General features: G+C 49.7%; 15 protein-coding genes. 12 read left to right on the top strand and 3 right to left on the bottom strand.

From position 1 onward, the window contains the following. Window positions 1–27 precede the first annotated feature (27 nt). Both SD10_RS08815 and SD10_RS08810 read left to right on the top strand, forming a co-directional pair. Complete coding sequence (locus SD10_RS08815; RefSeq protein WP_046573471.1) at window positions 28–984, top strand: ROK family protein; 957 nt, start codon at window positions 28–30, stop codon at window positions 982–984. An 85-nt stretch (window positions 985–1,069) separates the two neighbouring features. Next, a complete protein-coding gene (locus tag SD10_RS08810; RefSeq protein ID WP_046573470.1) occupies window positions 1,070–1,627 on the top strand; it encodes a D-sedoheptulose-7-phosphate isomerase in 558 nt (185 codons plus the stop codon). A 111-nt stretch (window positions 1,628–1,738) separates the two neighbouring features. Here the strand turns inward: SD10_RS08810 and SD10_RS08805 are convergent, their stop codons facing one another. From SD10_RS08805 to SD10_RS08795, 3 genes are all read right to left on the bottom strand, one after another. Then, window positions 1,739–2,479, bottom strand: a complete 741-nt coding sequence (locus SD10_RS08805) for a sulfite oxidase-like oxidoreductase (RefSeq protein ID WP_046573469.1) — start codon at window positions 2,477–2,479, stop codon at window positions 1,739–1,741. Window positions 2,480–2,521: 42 nt separating this feature from the next. Continuing rightward, window positions 2,522–3,595 carry a prephenate dehydratase gene (gene pheA / locus SD10_RS08800; protein ID WP_046573468.1) on the bottom strand — a complete coding sequence of 358 codons (1,074 nt, stop codon included), beginning with the start codon at window positions 3,593–3,595 and terminating at the stop codon, window positions 2,522–2,524. A gap of 110 nt (window positions 3,596–3,705) precedes the next feature. Further along, window positions 3,706–5,604, bottom strand: a complete 1,899-nt coding sequence (locus SD10_RS08795) for a DNA topoisomerase IV subunit B (protein WP_179945492.1) — start codon at window positions 5,602–5,604, stop codon at window positions 3,706–3,708. 248 nt (window positions 5,605–5,852) lie between these two features. Here SD10_RS08795 and SD10_RS08790 point away from each other — a divergent pair, with 248 nt between their 5' ends. From SD10_RS08790 to SD10_RS08745, 10 genes are all read left to right on the top strand, one after another. Continuing rightward, window positions 5,853–8,468 carry a polysaccharide biosynthesis/export family protein gene (locus SD10_RS08790; protein ID WP_046573467.1) on the top strand — a complete coding sequence of 872 codons (2,616 nt, stop codon included), beginning with the start codon at window positions 5,853–5,855 and terminating at the stop codon, window positions 8,466–8,468. Between the two features lie 17 nt (window positions 8,469–8,485). Beyond that, entirely contained in the window at window positions 8,486–9,601 is a 1,116-nt protein-coding gene (locus SD10_RS08785) for a GumC domain-containing protein (RefSeq protein WP_046573466.1), read from the top strand. Between the two features lie 42 nt (window positions 9,602–9,643). Continuing rightward, window positions 9,644–10,483 (top strand): ABC transporter permease, encoded by an 840-nt coding sequence (locus tag SD10_RS08780; RefSeq protein WP_046573465.1) that lies wholly within the window; start codon window positions 9,644–9,646, stop codon window positions 10,481–10,483. Between the two features lie 57 nt (window positions 10,484–10,540). Then, window positions 10,541–11,800 (top strand): ABC transporter ATP-binding protein, encoded by a 1,260-nt coding sequence (locus SD10_RS08775; protein WP_046573464.1) that lies wholly within the window; start codon window positions 10,541–10,543, stop codon window positions 11,798–11,800. A 77-nt stretch (window positions 11,801–11,877) separates the two neighbouring features. Then, complete coding sequence (locus SD10_RS08770; protein WP_046573463.1) at window positions 11,878–12,987, top strand: DegT/DnrJ/EryC1/StrS family aminotransferase; 1,110 nt, start codon at window positions 11,878–11,880, stop codon at window positions 12,985–12,987. Between the two features lie 100 nt (window positions 12,988–13,087). Next, on the top strand, window positions 13,088–15,154 hold the full coding sequence (locus SD10_RS08765) for an ArnT family glycosyltransferase (RefSeq protein ID WP_046573462.1): 2,067 nt from the start codon (window positions 13,088–13,090) through the stop codon (window positions 15,152–15,154). An 11-nt stretch (window positions 15,155–15,165) separates the two neighbouring features. Then, on the top strand, window positions 15,166–15,867 hold the full coding sequence (locus SD10_RS08760) for a WbqC family protein (RefSeq protein WP_046573461.1): 702 nt from the start codon (window positions 15,166–15,168) through the stop codon (window positions 15,865–15,867). A gap of 100 nt (window positions 15,868–15,967) precedes the next feature. Further along, a complete protein-coding gene (locus SD10_RS08755) occupies window positions 15,968–16,621 on the top strand; it encodes an acetyltransferase (RefSeq protein WP_046573460.1) in 654 nt (217 codons plus the stop codon). A gap of 189 nt (window positions 16,622–16,810) precedes the next feature. Next, window positions 16,811–17,938, top strand: coding sequence for a glycosyltransferase family 4 protein (locus SD10_RS08750; protein ID WP_262507407.1), 1,128 nt, complete (start codon window positions 16,811–16,813; stop codon window positions 17,936–17,938). 42 nt (window positions 17,939–17,980) lie between these two features. After that, window positions 17,981–19,051 carry a glycosyltransferase family protein gene (locus tag SD10_RS08745; RefSeq protein ID WP_046573458.1) on the top strand — a complete coding sequence of 357 codons (1,071 nt, stop codon included), beginning with the start codon at window positions 17,981–17,983 and terminating at the stop codon, window positions 19,049–19,051. Window positions 19,052–19,422 lie beyond the last annotated feature (371 nt).

Here is a 19,422-nt window from a genome sequence, read left to right as displayed (position 1 = left end):
AATCAGTCAAAAATCACCCACCTTTCTATGAATCTCGGTATTGAAATTGGCGGAACAAAATTGCAGATAGTAACCGGTGACAGCAACGGGAAGATTGCTGAGCGATTTCGTTACGCCGTTGACCCGGAGCAAGGTGCCGATGGTATACGGACGCAGATAGCCACAACTATTCGTCAGTTGCCCGAACCACCCCAGGCTGTTGGCGTCGGGTTTGGTGGTCCGGTCGATTGGCAAACCGGGCGAATTGCAACCTCTCACCAGATTGGCGGCTGGGCGGATGTTGATCTGACTGCCTGGCTTAACGAACTTTTGCCGGACGCTTCGGTATACGTCGAGAATGATGCGAACGTGGCTGCTCTGGGCGAAGCCCGACATGGTGTAGCCACGGGTTTCAACCGCGTGTTTTATGTCACGCTCGGTAGTGGGGTTGGCGGTGGCATGGTCATCAACAAAACCTTATACCACGGAGCCATGCCAGGCGAAGCCGAGATTGGTCATTTATGGCTGGTGCCACCCAGCGAAAGCGCCGATGGGAACCCATTGCCGGGACAAACCATCGAGCAGACCGTATCGGGCTGGGCAGTCGATCAGCAGATAAGAGACCTTATCCCACAACTGCCCGATGATTCGGCGTTGAAGATAGCCGTTCAGCAAGCCCACGCGTCGGGCATAGTCGGAAAGGAAGCCCGCTTCTTACATCCAGCCTACGAAGCCAGTGATCCCGTTGCCCGCATGTTGATCGAACAGATTGGTTCCGTTCTGGCCCTGGGCCTTTCGCACGTGACGCATCTGTTTCATCCAGACGCGATCGTGCTGGGTGGCGGTTTGTCGCTCATCGGTGAGCCGCTCCGGGCGGCTGTTCGGCAGACGCTTCCCCGTTTTGTCATGAAATCATTTCAGCCCCCGCCGGTCGTGTTATTAGCCAAATTAGGCGAAGACGCCGTACCAGTCGGTGCCTTGTCATTAACGATGGGCCAACCCTGACAAATGGCGTGAACGGCGAGTGATCGCCGTTTAGACCCATATTTTTTCCTTATTTACTGATTGTCAACCCCTACCCTGATTCCCCATGAACCAGACCTACTTCAGACATTATCTTGACCGGCAGAAACGAGCCTACGATGCCATACCCATCGATAAAGTTGAGCATCTCATTGATCTTATCAAAAAATGCTGGGAACAGGATCGGCAGTTGTTTGCCTTTGGCAACGGAGGCAGTGCATCGAATGTATCGCACTTTATTACCGACCTTGGCAAAAGCGCGTCGGATAAGATGGGGCGCCGTTTCCGATGCCTGTCGCTCAATGAGAATGTATCCTGGATTACGGCCCTCGGCAACGACTACGCTTACGAAGATGTCTACCTCCGGCAGCTTCAGAATTACGCCCGCCCCGGCGACCTGGTGCTAACGCTGAGCGTAAGCGGTAACTCGCCCAATGTAGTAAAGGCCGTGCAATGGGCAAATGACAATGGCCTGACAACCATTGCACTTGTCGGAGGAAAAGGCGGACGGTTAGCCGACATTGCCCACGAATCCATCATTATTCAGGATGAACATTATGGCCGTGTAGAAGACGCCCAAATGACCATTTGCCACATGCTGTGCTACGGATTTATTGAATCGTAATAGTGTGATGATCAGCGACCGCTGGTGCGGTCTACTTGTGTCTCCCCTGCCGTAATGGCTGATGCATTAGAGAAACAAGTAGGCCGCACCGGCGGACCGGTCTCTACATTATCAACTGTATCGGTCATTCCGCCAGGGATAGGCAGTGTTGGAATAGCCCCGTTCTTCCCAGAAGCCAAGTTGATTTTTATCGAGAAACTCGATACGCTTGATCCATTTAGACCCTTTCCAGGCATATAACTGGGGCGTAATCATGCGGAGCGGCCCGCCATGCTCCTGCGTCAACGGTTTCCCATCGGCCGTATGCACCAGGAGTACGTCGGGTTTGAGAGCTTCTTCGAGCGCAACGTTTGTTGAATAGCCATCGTAGCCATAACACATCACGTGCGTCGCGGTGCCTTTGGGGTCAACCAGCGCGGCCAAATCCATGAAGCGAACCCCTACCCAGGGAACATTCAGCCGCGACCAGGTCGTCACGCAGTGAAAATCGCTAATGTCTTCAACTTGCGGCAACGCCATCAGATCATCCCATTTGAGCCTGACCGGATGATTTACTTCCCCATCAATATTCAGTTGCCATTTATCGAGTGGTATACTTGGCTGGTATCCTAAATCGAGCACAGGCCACTTGGTCGTCACCGTTTGTCCAACGGGTACAGTAGGCATACCGTGCCGATTAAGTGGACCGGAGCCACGTGCTTTTTCGTGGCCCGCTCCGGCGTCCCGGTCCATGCGGTCGGCTACGGAGGGCGTCTGGGCCATCTTCTCCTCAAACCGACGTTTGAGTTTCATCCGGGCTTCGATAATTCGGTCGAGCTTTTCGGGGTTTTCAGATGATGTGTTGGCTTCCATGCGTGTAGTGTTTTTTATACAACCGGTAAAAACTAGCCCTGTTTAACTCACCCGTACGTAGCTACCCAATAGCTTTACTTCAGCGGAGTGATGGTTCAGAATTTCGTGCAAATCAGGATCACTGGCGTGTCCTTCACATTCGAGCAAAAACCAGTACCGGAACGTTGCGCCATCCCGCAAGGGGCGACTTTCAATTTTAGTCAGGTTGATGCTGCGGGCGTTGAACTCCTGTAGAAAATCAGCCAGTACACCAGGCGACTGGGTATTGGGCAGACGAGCAATCAAGGTCGTTTTATCATGCCCACTTGGCTGATTCACAAAGTCTTTGGCCAGAATTAGAAAGCGCGTCCGGTTGAGGTCGCTATCTTCAATATTATCGAACAACACCGGCACATCGAACAGCTTAGCCGCAATGTGCGAGCAGATAGCTGCTGTATTTGGCTGTTGCATGGCCAGTTTGGCCGCCTTGGAGGTCGATTCTACGGGCACCAACTCAGCCTTCAAATCATCGAAATAGTCATTCAGGAAACGGCTGCACTGACGGAATGCAATGTCTTTGGAATAAATATGCGTGATATCGGCTAAATTCTCCGCTTTGGTCGCGAAGGTAAAATGCACCGGAATTTGAACTTCCGCAGCAATGCGCAGGTCTTTTTCGAGCAGCAAATCAATCGCTTCCTCGACCACACCTTCCTGGTTGTTTTCGATGGGTACCACGCCAAACCGAACCCGCCCCGTTTCCACACTTTCAAACACGGAGCGTATGGTGGGCAGGGCCATGTAAGCACTCATTGCCCCAAAGCGACTTTCGGCGGCTTGGTGCGTAAAGCTGCCTTCCGGACCCAGATAAGCCACCCGTTCCGGTAGTTCCAAATTACGGGATACGGCAAAGATTTCCAGGAAAATAGCCTCAATGGCCGGTCGGTTGAGGAGGCCATTATTTTGTTCATCCAGCCGATCTAAAATCTGCTTTTCCCGTTCAGGCCGGTAGATAACTGTATTGGTTGAGCGTTTGAGCTCGCCCACTTTACGCACCAGTTCCATGCGCTTGTTCAGCAGCGTCAGGAGTTGATCGTCGAGGGCGTCAATGTCATTACGGAGGGACTCTAAAGTCATAAAAAAAAAGCGTAAGTCGTAGGTCTTGCCGGGATAAGTAGTGGTTCACTACCGCCAATTGACAAACTTACGACTTACGCTTTATGACTGCTACGTCTGACCGCTAAAACTTATACTAAAGCGACTTCATCGACATCTTTTTCGATACGCAAATTGTCGATAATGAAGCGTTGACGGTCGGGGGTGTTTTTACCCATATAATAGCTCAGCAGCTTGGGAACGGAGGTTTCCTTCTCCATGATGACAGGTTCAAGACGCATGTTTTCGCCAATGAACAGGCCAAACTCGTCCGGCGAAATCTCGCCTAATCCTTTAAAGCGTGTTATCTCTACTTTTTTCCCGCCTTTGGTCAGCTTATCAATACTCACCTGTTTTTCTTCTTCCGAATAACAGTAGGTCGTCTCCTTATGATTTTTCGGATTTCGCACCCGGAACAAGGGTGTTTCGAGAATGTACAAATGGCCGTTCCGTACCAGATCCGGGAAAAACTGAAGAAAAAACGTCAGCATCAATAACCGAATGTGCATGCCGTCTACGTCGGCATCGGTGGCAATCACGATCCGATTGTAGCGCAATCCTTCCAGGCCTTCTTCAATATCCAGCGCGTGCTGCAGCAAGTTGAATTCTTCATTTTCATAAACCACTTTCTTAGTCAGGCCAAAACAATTGAGAGGCTTACCGCGCAGGCTAAATACGGCCTGCGACTGCACATTCCGCGATTTTGTGATCGATCCACTGGCTGAGTCCCCTTCGGTGATAAACAGGGTGGACTGATAGCGATCTTCGGCTTTCAAATCGGGCAGGTGGTTTCGGCAGTCGCGTAATTTTTTGTTATGCAAACTTGCCTTTTTGGCACGATCATTGGCTAATTTCTTAATACCGGCGAGTTCTTTGCGTTCCCGCTCCGACTGTTCGATACGCTTTTTGAGCGCTTCCCGAACAGCGGGGTTCATGTGCAGAAAATCGTCCAGGCGTTCTTTAACAAAATCTTTAACGAATGAACTGACCGATTGAGCGTTTGGCTCAGGCGACATGTTCTGCGACCCAAGCTTTGTTTTCGTCTGCGATTCAAACACGGGCTCCTGAACCCGAATGCTGATGGCCGCAATGATGGATGAACGGATATCCGATACCTCGTAATTCTTATCGAAGTGACGCCGAACCGTTTCGACAACCGCTTCTTTGAGCGCATTGAGGTGGGTTCCGCCCTGGGTTGTGTACTGACCATTGACAAACGAATAATACTCTTCGCCATACTGGTTGCCGTGGGTCATGGCAATCTCCAGATCATTTCCTTTCAGGTGGATGATCGGGTAGCGCAGGGATTCTTCATCTTTCTTGGTCTTGTCGCGCAGCAGATCGAGCAACCCGTTTTGGGATATGTATTTCTGTTTGTTAAACGAAATGGTGAGGCCTGCATTCAGGTAGCAATAATTCCAGATCATGTTTTCCAGAAACTGGGGAATGAAATGAAAATGCTTAAACACAGTATCGTCCGGTTCAAAGCAGATGAGCGTTCCATTGCGCTCATTCGTCACGTCTTCGCCCTGTTGCTTCAGTTCGCCCCGCTCAAATTCGGCCCAGACCGTGCGTCCGTCCCGAAACGCCTGAACGCGGAAATAAGTCGACAGCGCATTGACGGCTTTCGTACCGACTCCATTGAGACCAACCGACTTTTGGAAAGCCCCGGAGTCGTATTTACCACCCGTATTGATTTTGGAGACGACCTCAACCACTTTACCGAGTGGAATACCCCGGCCATAGTCGCGCACCTCTACCCGATGGTCTGTTACACGCACATCAATGACCTTACCGAAGCCCATCACATGCTCATCAATGCAGTTGTCGATGGTTTCTTTTATAAGAACATAGATCCCGTCATCGGCCGCCGATCCATCGCCGAGTTTACCGATATACATGCCGGGCCGCAGGCGGATGTGTTCGCGCCAATCCAGCGAGCGGATACTATCTTCATTGTACTGAACAGACTGATTAAGCAATTCTGCCATATGAACTAATTAACTAAAAGACGAAAAGGGGCCGTACGGCGTGGAAACCTTAGTAAGCAAACATTGGAAAAATTATACCCTGTCTCACGGAAGGATAAAAAATCACCGCACACTATGAAACTGTTTACAATCCCACAAAAGTTCGCTTACTTTGCCGACTGAACTGCACTATGTACTACTTAAGCTGATTATTCGTTAGATAATGGCTTCATCTTTATCGTAGCCGAGCCGTTCGACATCTTAAAAATATGCAAAATCTAAGAATTTTCCACGTCTTATCGCCAAAATTTTTTCTTTTTGTTGTCGCTTTTACTCAGCGGTGGTTTAGTGGTCGTCTAGCGATTCTGTTCCTATCAGTAGTTGGAATAACGGCTCAGGCACAAGTGGCCCTTCCGTCGGGAGCGGGCACAACAGCATCGCCTGGTTTAGCTCGTCCCGGAGCGCAATCGGGCTTACCAGCGGGTACTGCCCTGCCGCAGGGCGTCAATGCAAATAACCTGCCAGCCAATGTTCAGCAGCAAATAAAAGGACGTTCGGGGCAGACTCAGGCTCAACCGGGCGTTAAAGGACGTACATCACCAACATCACAATCACGTACGGACAGAAAGCAGGTTACCAATCCAGCAAATGGTCAGCAGGTGTCATTAACGGATACAACCGACCCAGGGCCGCAAACCGACGAGGAATTAGTTAAGGCAGGTGCTGAACGGGCTCAACGTCGTGAACAGGAAGAAAAACGCCGGAAAACGTTCGGCTATTCGCTCTTCAACGATCCAGCTATGGAGAGAACGTTTGAGCCTAATTTAAACATAGCCACACCCCGTAATTATGTCGTTGGTCCTGGAGATCAGCTAAATATTCAAATGTATGGGTATTCGGAAGCCGATTTCACCCAGGCCGTTTCGCCCGATGGGAATGTCTATTTCGCGCAGGCTACAGGGATTGGGCCGGTTTTTGTGTCAGGTCTGACCGTCGAGCAAACGAAAGCGCGAATTATATCCCGGCTATCGAAACGATTTGTCGGTTTACGCAACTCGTCGTATGGTCCCCAAAATACGTTTCTGGAAGTTTCTCTGGGCGGAACGATCCGCAGTATACGCGTAACGGTTACCGGCGATGCGGTGCGGCCCGGCACCTATACCCTCTCGTCTTTATCAACTGTGATGAATGCCATTTATCAGGCAGGCGGCCCAAACGATATAGGCTCATACCGTAAGGTTCAACTCATCCGGAATAATAAGATAGCCGCAACACTCGACCTCTATGATTACCTGCTGAATGGTATTCAGCGCAACGACCTTCGGCTGCAGGACAACGACAATATCCGGTTTACGACCTTTCTAGAAAAAGTAGAAATCACCGGTACGGTGAAGCGCGCCAATATCTTTGAAATGATTCCAGGGGAAACACTCGAGCGTCTGCTGTTTTATGCCGGCGATTTTGCGGCCCAAGCCTACAAAAACCGCCTGAAGGTGACCCGGCTTACCGACCGTGAGATAAAAGTCATTGATGTAACGACGCCCGAATTCAAAACCTTCGTCATGCAGGATGGAGACCTTGTCAACGTAGAGCGGCTTCTCGACCGTTTCGAAAATCAGGTTACGATTGAAGGCGCTGTTTACCGAACGGGCCAGTATTCACTCGACAATAACCGTACACTCAAACAACTCATCAATACAGCTGAGGGCCTCAAAGGCGATGCGTTTACAGGACGTATTACAATTGTTCGGACGCGGGAAGATCTGGCCATTGAAAACCTGTCGATCAACCTGGCCAATGTACTGGCTGGTACCGATCCCGATATTCCTTTGCAACGCGAAGACCAGGTCATTATTCCCTCTCGCTTCGATCTGGTGCAGCAGGCAACGGTTTCGATACTTGGTGAAGTAAATTTGCCCGACCCAGGCATGCCTTACATGGCCAATATGACCCTGAACGACATCCTGCTGCGGGCAGGTGGTCTGAAAGAATCAGCAGCCGCTTCGATGGTGGAAGTTATCCGTCGGAAAAAGGATGCCGATCCGCGCTCACCGTCGGCCCAGATTGCGGAGACATTTCGCTTTAACGTAAATCGTGATCTGTCGATCAGTACTGATGCCAACCGAGATTTCATTCTGGAGCCCTTCGATCAGATCATTGTGCGCCGGTCGCCAAACTACGCGGTCCAAACCTATGCTTATGTGGCGGGTGAAGTAATCATTCCCGGATCGTATCCCATTCGGAGCAAGGATCAGAAAATTTCGGATCTCGTTGTTCAGGCAGGTGGCCTGACGCCACAAGCCTATGTAGAAGGCGCAACGCTTATCCGCCCCGTTAAGCTGAGCAATGAGGAATTAAAGAGAAGACAAAAGGCGATTGAAGAAGTGGCCGACAATGCGAACAAAACGGCCGTAGAGACCGAAGTTATTGAGCCTAACACCTCGGAGGCCATTGGTATCAACCTGAAGAAAATTCTGGCTAAACCCGGCTCCTCCGAAGATATTCTGCTTCAGGAAGGGGATACACTACGTATTCCTAAATTACTCGAAACGGTACGGATACAAGGTGAAGTGCAATTGCCCAATACGGTTAAATTCAGAACCGGGCAGACGTTCCAGGATTATATTTCACAAACGGGTGGTTTCACCTCTAAATCGCAGCGCAAACGGGCCTTTGTCATTTATGCCAATGGCTCCGTTGACCGGACTCGTAAGTTCATGTTCTTTAATGTGTATCCACGGGTGGAACCAGGTTCTGAAATAGTTATTCCAAAACGGACGGCGGTTCCGCTTACGGCTCAACAGATACTGGGGTCGACCGTTGGCATCGCCGGTTCCTTGCTGACCCTTGTCACGACGCTTCTCCTGATTACCCGAGTTCAATAAACAGGCATTTCCCGAGTATGGCTTCTATAAACGAAAACGATACCATCAATACGAATCAACTGGCAGCCTCCCGACCGTTGCCTCCTGACCAGATTTCCCCAAAATCTGTTGTATTGCGTATTGCTCAACTAAAGTACGTATTCCACCGCAACTGGAGATTACTGCTCATTCTGGTTGCCATTGGAGGGGTTATTGGTTTTATCTATGACCTGGTCCACAAGACCCGAATTACTTACACGGGCACCATTATGTTTAACCTGGGCGGTGGTTCATCAAGCGGTGGATTTGGCGAACTTGGCCAGTTGGCGGGTGCTTTTGGCCTGACTTCGGGAGCACCGGATGCCAATATATTTGCGGGTGACAACTTCCTGATTTATGCCAAATCCCGACCAGTCGTTGAGAAAACACTCATGCAGACGGATACCATCAATGGCAAAGACACGCTGTTGGTTAATTACTACATCCGGCATAGCGGCATACGGGATAAAGAATGGGAAGATAACGATTCCCTTCGGGCCTTTTATTTTAAGCGGGCCAAACTACCAAACGAATACACAAAACTGGAGCAGATTGCCATGTCGGATATTTATACCCGCATTGGCACGGAGATGGCCGTTAAACAGCCGGAACGGAAATCGTCCTTTATGGAGCTAAGCTGTTTCATGGAAGATGAAAGGCTGGCCGCTACATTCCTGACCAAGCACTTGAAAACGATTGAGGCTGATTATCAGAAAAAGCAGACGAAAAAAACCCGTGAGATGTATGATCTGCTTACCTCACGAGCCGATTCTCTGGCCAAACGCATTTCGGGTACCGAGAATTCGCTGGCGGAGTATATGGATCAGAATCAGCAGGTTATCGTCGCCCAGGCCCGTATCCGAGAAAGTAAACTGACGCGAAACTCCAGCTTCCTGACAACACTCTATTATCAGGCGCTGACACAAGCCGACAACATGCGCTTATCGCTTATTCGGGAAACACCGCTGTTCACCATTGTCAAGCCTGTTTATTTTCCATTGTACCGGGAGGTAATCAAAACAGCTGGTATGCAGATCGGTATTGTTTTAGGTCTTATTTTGTCCCTTATCGTTATTTTCTTTCGGGAGACTTATCGCTCCGTTATGAAAGAGTAAACGAACTTGTTTTGTTCCCTGATTTTCTCATTACCAATAATTTTGAAAACCCACGAAGTTATCATTCAACCTGGTCGCTCTGAGCGGCATTACTGGCGCGATCTGTGGAGAAACCGCGAGTTGATGCTTATCCTGTCGATGCGGGATGTATCTGTCCGGTACAAGCAAACAGCCCTTGGTACTGCCTGGGGACTCATTCGTCCGCTGATAACCATGATGATTATGGTGCTTGTTTTCAGCAAAATTGCGAAACTTCCTGCCGATCCGGGTATTCCGTATCCACTCATGGTGCTGGGCGGTATTACGGTCTGGACATTTTTCGCCACCGCTTTTACGCAGATCAGCAACAGCGTAACCATGAATGCCAACCTGGTCACCAAGGTGTATTTCCCCCGGCTGATCATGCCCATAAGCTCCATCGCGGTTAGTTTCATCGACTTTCTGGTGTCTTTGGGTTTGTTTATTGTGCTGGCCATGTGGTACCGATTCGTGCCCGACTGGCACCTGCTTCTGTTGCCTGCGTTCATCGTACTGGCACTCCTGGCTTCGTTTGCGTTCGGGCTTTTCTTTGCGGCCGTTAACGTAAAATTCAGAGACATTGGTCAACTTATCCCCTTTATTGTTCAGGTTGGCTTCTATGTTTGTCCAATTGCCTACAGCAGCCGTCTTGTCGAGGGGAAATCGGACGAGTTCTGGTATCCATTTTACTGGATGAACCCAATGGTGGGTATAATTGATGGCTTTCGCTGGTCTTTGCTTGGCGAAAAAGCGTATTTTAACCCGCAAAGTCTGCTCCTATCGGTTGGCATCGTGGGCGTCTGCTTATTTTTGTCGCTTTACTTCTTTCGTAAACGCGAGAACACTTTTGTTGATGATATTTAACATATTACGTCTTACCTCGTGCAAACGCACCCTGTAACACGTAAATGAGACCAACTTATGTCTGTTATTACTGTCGAAAATATAAGCAAGCAATACATCATTGACCACCAAAAGGGCAAAGGTGCCAATACGCTGCGCGATGTTATTACGGAAAACTTCCGGGCAATGTTCGGCAGTAAAAAAGATCAGAATACCGTCACGCATGAAGAGTTTTGGGCTCTGCGTGATGTCAATTTCGCCATTGAGCAGGGCGATCGGGTTGGTATCGTGGGGCACAATGGTGCGGGAAAATCCACCATACTTAAAATTCTGAGCAAAATCATCGAGCCGACGACCGGCACGGTACGCATCAAGGGGCGGGTTGCCAGTTTGCTTGAGGTCGGCACGGGTTTTCACCCAGAGCTAACCGGGCGGGAGAACATTTACCTGAACGGATCGTTGCTTGGCATGAGCCGCAGTGAAATTCGGAAGCAGTTCGATGAAATTGTGGCCTTTGCTGGCGTTGAGAAGTTTCTGGATACGCCCGTTAAACGATACTCATCCGGTATGTATGTCCGGCTGGGTTTTGCCATTTCGGCCCACCTCGACCCTGAAATCATGATTGTCGATGAGGTTCTGGCCGTAGGTGATGCTGAATTCCAGAAAAAAAGCCTCGGCAAAATGCGGGATAATTCGGCGAGCGGCCGGACAATTATTTTTGTGAGCCATAACCTCACGGCTGTACAGGCACTTTGTAATAAGACGCTCTACTTCGAAAAAGGACGGCTTATTGAACAGGGCGAAACCAACCAGGTCATTGCCTCGTACTTGAGCAAAGTATCAAAAACACGGCTTGCCCGCGAATGGGCTACCCCCGAAGAAGCACCCGGCAATGACCTGGTACGTGTTCGCCGGGTAGAACTCACTCCCGACTATCTCGATGAACTCACCCATATTGATGTCCGGACGTCGATGAAGTTCCGGTTTGAGTTCTGGAACCTGATGGACCACGCCAATCTGAACTTAAGCTTGCATCTCAACTCGATGACGGGTGAGTGCATCTTCAATATCGGGACGCTCTCGCAGCCGTATGGCAAAGGCCTGATTGTGGGTGAGTGTACGATTCCAGGGTATTTCCTTAATGACGGCTCCTATACCATCTCGATGATGATTGTTAAGGATACCGTCACTCCGCTCTACGTTATGGAAGAAGCTATTACCTTTGATGTGGAAGATTACCGGGAAGGAATTGCCTGGTATGGCAAATGGCCGGGTTATGTGCGCCCCCAAATTCCCTTCCACACAAAAATGCTGGAACCTGTCACGAGTGAACAGTAAATAGAGTTGTGTTAACAGTTTATCAGGAATTGTTACCGCCCTTTCTTTCGTGTTGACTCTTATCCTATTATTGATTGATGATTAACGTCACTAAATCATATCTGCCAGACCTCGACGAGTACAATGCTTACTTGAAAGGGATTTGGGAGCGTGTTCATTTAACCAACGACGGTCCACTTGTTCGAAAACTGGAAGATCAGTTGAAGGAATTTCTGGATGTAAAATACCTGAAATTCTGTACCAATGGAACCATTGTTCTACAGTTGGCCCTAAAAGCGCTGGATATTAAGAAAGAGGTCATCACGACCCCGTTTTCGTACGTTGCTACGACCAATGCCCTGCTGTGGGAAGGTTGTACACCCATTTTTGCCGATATCAGTCCGGACGATTATAATATCGATCCCGATAAAATTGAGTCGCTCATTACGGAAAATACACAGGCGATCATGGCTACCCACGTGTATGGTAATGCTTGTCGGATTGAGCAGATTCAGGCTATTGCGACCAAGTATAACCTGAAAGTCATCTACGATGCGGCCCATACGTTTGGGGCTCGCTATAAAGGGAAGTCTATTTTAAGTTATGGTGATCTGAGCACCTGTAGTTTCCACGCTACCAAGGTTTTTCACACGGGTGAAGGCGGTTGTATTGTGACCAACGACGGTGAGATGGCCGAAAAGCTGCATCATTTTCGCTCCTTTGGCCACCAGAATGACACGTACTTCGGGGTGGGCATCAATGCTAAAAACTCGGAGTTACATGCCGCCATGGGATTGTGTGTTCTGCCAAAGGTTCCAGAATTGATTACGGCTCGCAAGGAACGGTTTGGCTTTTATGACAGTCGACTGGACTTTAGTAAAATTACCCGACCGTCGTTATTGCCCGGCATGGACTACAATTATGCCTATTACCCGGTTGTTTTTGAGTCGGAAGAGATCTTGCTGCGGGTGATGGATGCCTTGAAAGCCGATGAAATAATGCCCCGTCGATATTTTTACCCGTCGCTAAACACACTGGATTTTACATTTGCTCCGGGTTCCGATACCGCTCAGCCCTGCCCCGTGTCGGAAGATGTGGCGCTTCGGGTATTGTGTCTGCCACTTTATCCGGATTTGGCCGAAGCGGACATCGATCGAATTGCTTCCATTGTTAACCTGGTCGTGGCTACCGTACCCGAAAGCGTTTAATGCTAACCAGTTGCTCCCTGTTTACTGACCGGCTCGTTGCCAGGTGCGTTTTCAGGGATATTTTTCTGTTAGGGCTACCCTAACAGAAACATCAGTCATTATGAGTATTCTTTATTTTCTTTCGCTCGTTCTGTTTGTCATTTATGTCGGTTGGTTATCGTCGCGTGTGTGCCGACGATCGCTAACCGAATGGTGGTTAACGACCTTTTTGCTGGGTGCCGGGAGCGTTATTCTGACGGGCTTCCTGTTGTCGGCACTTTATCAAACAGCTAACTCAGTTGTCTGGGCCGGTTCGGTATTTGTTACGGCATCGGTGTTAGGCGCCATATTAACCTTCCTGATTCCTCGTCAGGAACGGTTCTCGGTCAGGCATCTTGTTCAGGAACGCTGGCAGACCGGCCGGGCCTGGTTCGGAGAATTATCGTCCTATCCCCGGTTTCTCTTTTCTATTTTATTCATAACCCTGGCGATCATTGCCGTCACCAATTTGTTGCTGGTGCTATTTACCGTACCGAACGAATGGGATAGCATGACCGGTCACCTGAACCGGGTTATGCAATACATACAGCGGGGTACGATGCGGCACTTTGGCGGCACCAACTGGAACATTGACACGTACCCAAAAAGTGTTTGTACGCTTCAGATCTACACCTTTTTGATGACCGGCCATTTTGAAAACGGCTTCAAATTTATTCATCACCTGAGTTACTGGACGGCCATTGTGGCCGTCTTCGGAATTGTGCAGCGCATTGGTCAAAATCGGTTGTCTGCCAGTTTTTTCTGCGCGTTGGCCTACGCCCTGCTGCCCGATTTTCTGATGCAGGCCATCACCACCGAAACTGATATTGTCCTGACTGCTTACCTAAGCGTTTTGCTGTACATGCTGTTCACCTACCGGAATACGGGAACGCAACAGGCAGCCGACAATCGCTATCTGTATCTGGCAGGTATGGCCTTTGGCATTGCGTTTGGGCACAAAATTACTTTCGCTCTGCTCCTGCCTTCCGTATTCGTCATCATGATCTATACGGTTTTTCTGTCGCGTTCGCTGGCCATCACCTTTGGCCGAACCTGGCGACTGGCGGGAGCCATTGTTGTTGGCGTATGTTTATGGACGTTGCCAACGGGATATCTAAAGAACATCGAAGTATTTGGCCACCCAATCGGCCCGCCAACAGCGCTTAAACACCAGTCCGTAGAGCGGGCCGGGTCATTAGGCAATTTGCTGGAACAGGGAAGCCGCAACATGGTTCGTTATGGGTTCGATCATATCAATCTGGATGGCATCCGAAATGTGAAAGCAGGCGCCACCGTCAACCATGCCATGCGCCAGCCCCTGGTCTTGGTCGAAGATAAGCTGCACATGCGGCTGGACGAAGAGACCGACTTTTCCATCCAACCCTTTGCCTTCGACCGTAAGTTCGTCTTTTATAATGCCAATCCGTACTGGGGTATTTTTGGCTTTGGCCTGGTGTTCCCCTTACTGATTCTGGTACTGGTTGGCTTCATTCGGTCGACGCCCCACCTCTACCTGGGGGTAGCCTTACTGCTTCATTTTGCGGCCCTCTCCTACTCGGCTCCTTACGATCCGTTCAAAGGGCGTTACTTCATTGAAACCGGCTTGTTCGGCATTACATTTCTGGCTCTGATTTTCCTGCATCCACGTACATCCGTCGATGTGCCGGAGCGAACCCTTTGGAAAACCTATGTGGGCCTTGTTACCGGACTGGGCTGTATGTCGGCCCTGATGTGCGTCTTCCTGAATACGCGCGCCTTGCCCTTCGCCTGGACAGCTCCCGATGGAAACACCTTCCCGTCGGCTTTTCAGGCCGACCGAATTCGGCAGATAACGATTGGCCGTCCGGATACCTATATTCCGTACAAACGCTTCGATGAGTTGGTACCGGCCAATGCAACCGTGGCGCTTGCTACCATCAACGATGATTATGAATATCCGCTTTACGGCCCCGAACTGTCTCGTCGGCTTATTGCTATTCATCCCTTCGAACAGGGGCTCAAGCCAATTCCAAAAAATGCAGATTATCTTTTCTTCGATAAAAGCGTCATAACTCCGCGGCCCGGCGATATTCGTTTGGGGACCGATACCACCCTGCGTGCCCTGATGATTGTGCCGGGTGAAGATTATTATTTACGAAAACTGCACTAATTGATAAGTCAATGACCCTTGCCATCATGCAGCCTTATTTCCTGCCCTACATCGGCTACATGCAACTGATGGATGCTGTCGATACGTTTATTCTGTACGACGACGTATCGTTTATTAACCGGGGCTGGATAAACCGCAATCGATTATTGATCAACGGGCAGGAACACTTGTTCACCATTCCGCTCAAAGATGCCAGCCAGAATAAACGCATCAACGAGGTACACCTGGCCGACGATCCGAAGTGGCGCAGTAAATTGCTGAGAACCATTGAGCAGGGGTATCGGAAAGCGCCCTGTTATCAACAGGTTATGCCGATAACCGAAAAAATAATCAATTTTGCAACCGATTCAATTGCCGACTTAGTCTACTTTAGTCTTATCGAACTGAATCAATATCTGGGCATTACCACCCGGCTGGTTGCCTCTTCGTCAATTTACTCGAATGCAGATTTGAAGGCCCAGGAGCGTATCCTGGATATTTGTCGGCAGGAAAGCGCCACCCGGTATATCAACCCAATTGGCGGCATCGAATTATACGATAAGCCAACCTTTGAAGAAAGCGGCATCAAACTAAATTTTATCAAGGCCAAACCGGTACAATATCCGCAATTCGGCCGCAGTGCGTTTGTTCCCTGGCTCTCAATTCTGGACGTCCTGATGTTTAACGACATCGATACTGTTCGGGTACTGCTGGGTGAGTATGAATTAGTGTAAACAAAAGGTGAAAGAGCGAACGAATGAAAGAGCAGCAAGACATAACAACAGGCTCCGATCATTCACTAACTCGCTCTTTCGCTCTTTCACTCTTTAAACTATGGCGAAAGTTATCATTTTTGGGGTAATGGACACGGCTGAACTGGCCCACTTTTACCTTACGCACGACTCGGAACATGACGTAGCGGCCTTTACCGTCAGTCGGGAATACATGACCGGTACCGAATTCCAAGGATTACCGCTGGTCGCGTTTGAGGAGGTCGAAACACTGTTTTCTCCCCAGGAATATAAGTTTTTCGCCCCGATGACCGGGCGGAATATGAACCGAAACCGTGAGCGAATCTACCTCGAAGCCAAAGCGAAAGGGTATGAGTTCATTTCGTACATCAGTTCAAAAGCGACGTTGTTTGGCAACCAGATTGGCGAAAACTGCTTTATTCTGGAAGACAATACCATTCAGCCCTTTACGACCATTGGCAACAATGTTGTACTTTGGAGCGGCAACCACATCGGGCATCATGGTCAGATAAAAGACCATGTTTTCTTTACGTCGCATGTGGTCATGTCCGGGCATTGCGTGATTGAACCGTACTGCTTTTTTGGGGTAAACAGCACCATCCGCGATTTTCTTCATATCGGTACAGGCACGCTCGTTGGTATGGCGTCGGCTATTTATAAAGACACCGACGAGTGGGGCTTGTACCTGGGCAACCCCGCCAAAAAACTCCCCAAACCAAGTTACGAAGCGTATTAAGTTTACGGTATTCGGTTTGTGGTTTGTTGACTGCGCTGGCGAACCGGCGAAAGCATTACACATGCGCCAGCCAACCGTAGACTACAAACTGAATACCATAAACCGTAAACCCACCCCAATACCCTGAAAACGCTTCTCATCGGCCACGATGCCAACCGCGCTGGCGCGCAACTTGTCTTACTGAACCTGATGCGTTTGCTGAAGGCAGAGGGTCTGTCGATGCATCTGCTGTTAGGTGAAGGCGGCCCGCTTTTGGACGAGTACAAGGCTATTTGCCCCGTCACGCTCTGGCCTGCCCCCGACCGCTTTGTCGTCAACGACCTGGCGGATAAAGTATTGGGAAAGCTCGGTCTTTGGGAGCGGTTTTATGCCCGCAAACAAAGAGCCCGCCAACAGGCCATCAGGGAAGAACTGGCACTCGATACATTTGATCTGGTCTTGGTCAACACCGTTACCAGCAGCCGTTGGTTTGGTCAGTTGGCCATTCCGGAAAAGACGCCGATCGTTACCTTCGTGCACGAGTTGGATATGTCGGTGCGGATATATACCCGCCCCGATGAACTGGCCTATCTGCTGCGTCGAACTACTCAATTACTGTCCGTATCGAAAGCAACAGCCGCTTATTATGCGGAAGAACACGGCTTCGACCCCGCCCGCATTACGCTTTATACACTGATCGATACCCCTTCGCTGGAGCGTAACGTCCAGAAAGCGCTTGAGCAACCCAGTATTTATCCGTCGTTGGGCCTGCCAGACAATGCGCTCATTGTGGGTGGCTGCGGAAATGCCGAGTGGCGCAAAGGTAATGACCTGTTCGTTACCCTGGCCCGCCAGGTGATTGGCCGCGAAACAGCCACCGGCCGCCCCATTCATTTTGTCTGGGTGGGTGTACCGGCGGGTACCTTGCGCGATGATTTGCTGGTCGATATTCGAAAGGCGGGCCTGGCTGATCGGGTGCATCTGATTCCGCCAACGCCCGATGTGTTGCGGTACATGAGCCGATTCGACGTTTTTGTGCTTTGCTCGCGCGAAGATCCCTATCCACTTGTTGTCTTTGAGGCTGGCTTATGTCATGTTCCTGTGGTTTGTTTCGACAAAGCCGGTGGCTCGCCCGAACTGATCGAAGACGACGGCGGATTCGTTGTGCCTTATCTGGATCTCGATGCCATGAGCAACCGAACGCTTGAGTTGCTCCACACACCCGAACTGCGCCAAACCATGGGCAGACGACTGGGTCAGAAAATTCTGGAACGACATCCAGCACAACAAAGCATCGAAACTCTCGTAACTTTGTTTACTAAACTGACCCGGCATTAAGCAACGGCCTATCTAATCTATTTGCTTTGCCGTGCCTAATCTATGACCATTGCATTTACAATCTGCTCCATAAATTATTTAGCTCAGGCTCGAACCCTGGGCGATTCACTGCGAGAAACCAATCCAGATTACACCTATCTGATTGGCCTGGTCGATAAGCTAAGTGAAGCCAATTTACCCGATACGCTGCTGCCCGATTATCCAATGATCGAAGTGCATACCATCGGGATTCCTGATTTTGCGGCTATGTGCGACCGCTATGACATAACGGAATTGAACACAGCCGTAAAGCCTTTTTACATCGATTACCTCTATAAGACTTACCCGGAGGCCAGCCAGGTCATTTATTTCGACCCGGATATTATTGTGTTTCAGCCGCTGCATGAATTAAACGACGCACTGACAACCCATAGCCTGGTATTAACGCCCCACACCCTGTCGCCGATTCCCGACTGGGAGCTGCCAAACGAGCAGCACCACCTCAATACAGGCATCTATAACCTTGGCTTTATTGGCCTCAGCAACAATGCCACCGCCCGTCAATTCGTTGATTGGTGGAAAGACCGTTTGGTGTATGAATGCCGAATCGACCTCTGTGCCGGTCTTTTTGTTGATCAACATTGGGTCAACTTCGCCCCGATTTATCACGAAAATGTCCTTATCGACCATCATTTAGGCTACAATATGGCTTACTGGAATCTGCACGAACGATACATTACTCAAAACGATCAAGGCGAGTGGCTGGTGAGTAACAGCAGAGAATCCGCTTCAACCAAACCAATGGAGCTCTTGCAGTTTTTTCATTTCAGTGGCTATAACCCCAGTAAGCCAGACGATATTTCTAAACATCAAACGCGCTTTGGCTTCGCCAGCGCTGGCTCAAAAACAACTGCCGTACCGGCTCGCTATCTTGACCGGCCCGAACAGCAGCGGCCTGATGTAAGACCCTTGTTTGATTTGTATCGTACCCGATTACTGGCCAATCACAATGAATTGTATCGGGCCTATTCCTGCGTCTACATCAAACCACCCAAAGCGGTGCGGTACGTACGGGTCCGTAAACTGTTAAAAAAGCCATTTAATAAAGTCATTGCGCTTTTAGAATCTCGCTAAATATGACGGAAGGACCGCGCTTTCAGGACCTTTGGATACATCGCTACCATAAGTTTACCCACATCATTGGGAAGTTCTGGACGTTTGCCCTAAAATACATCCAGTTGCGTCTACTCAAAAACAGGCTGGGCGACCGCCCGCTGGTGGCGATTATTCTGTCGGAACAAATGGGCGATATCATTGCCTGTGAGCCGGTGGCCAGAGAAGTACGTCGGCTTCACCCCAACGGATACATCATTTGGGTCGTCCGCGAGCCGTTTGTTGACCTGGTTAAATACAATCCGAACCTCGACGGTTTTTTGCTGGAGAAATGTCCGGGAGAACGGGTGCAGCTCCTGCGGTCGGGCATCTACGACAAGGTCTACAACATG

The sequence above is a fragment of the Spirosoma radiotolerans genome (genome assembly GCF_000974425.1).
Classification (GTDB): Bacteria; Bacteroidota; Bacteroidia; order Cytophagales; family Spirosomataceae; genus Spirosoma; species Spirosoma radiotolerans.
This window is presented reverse-complemented; position numbering and strand designations above follow the sequence as displayed.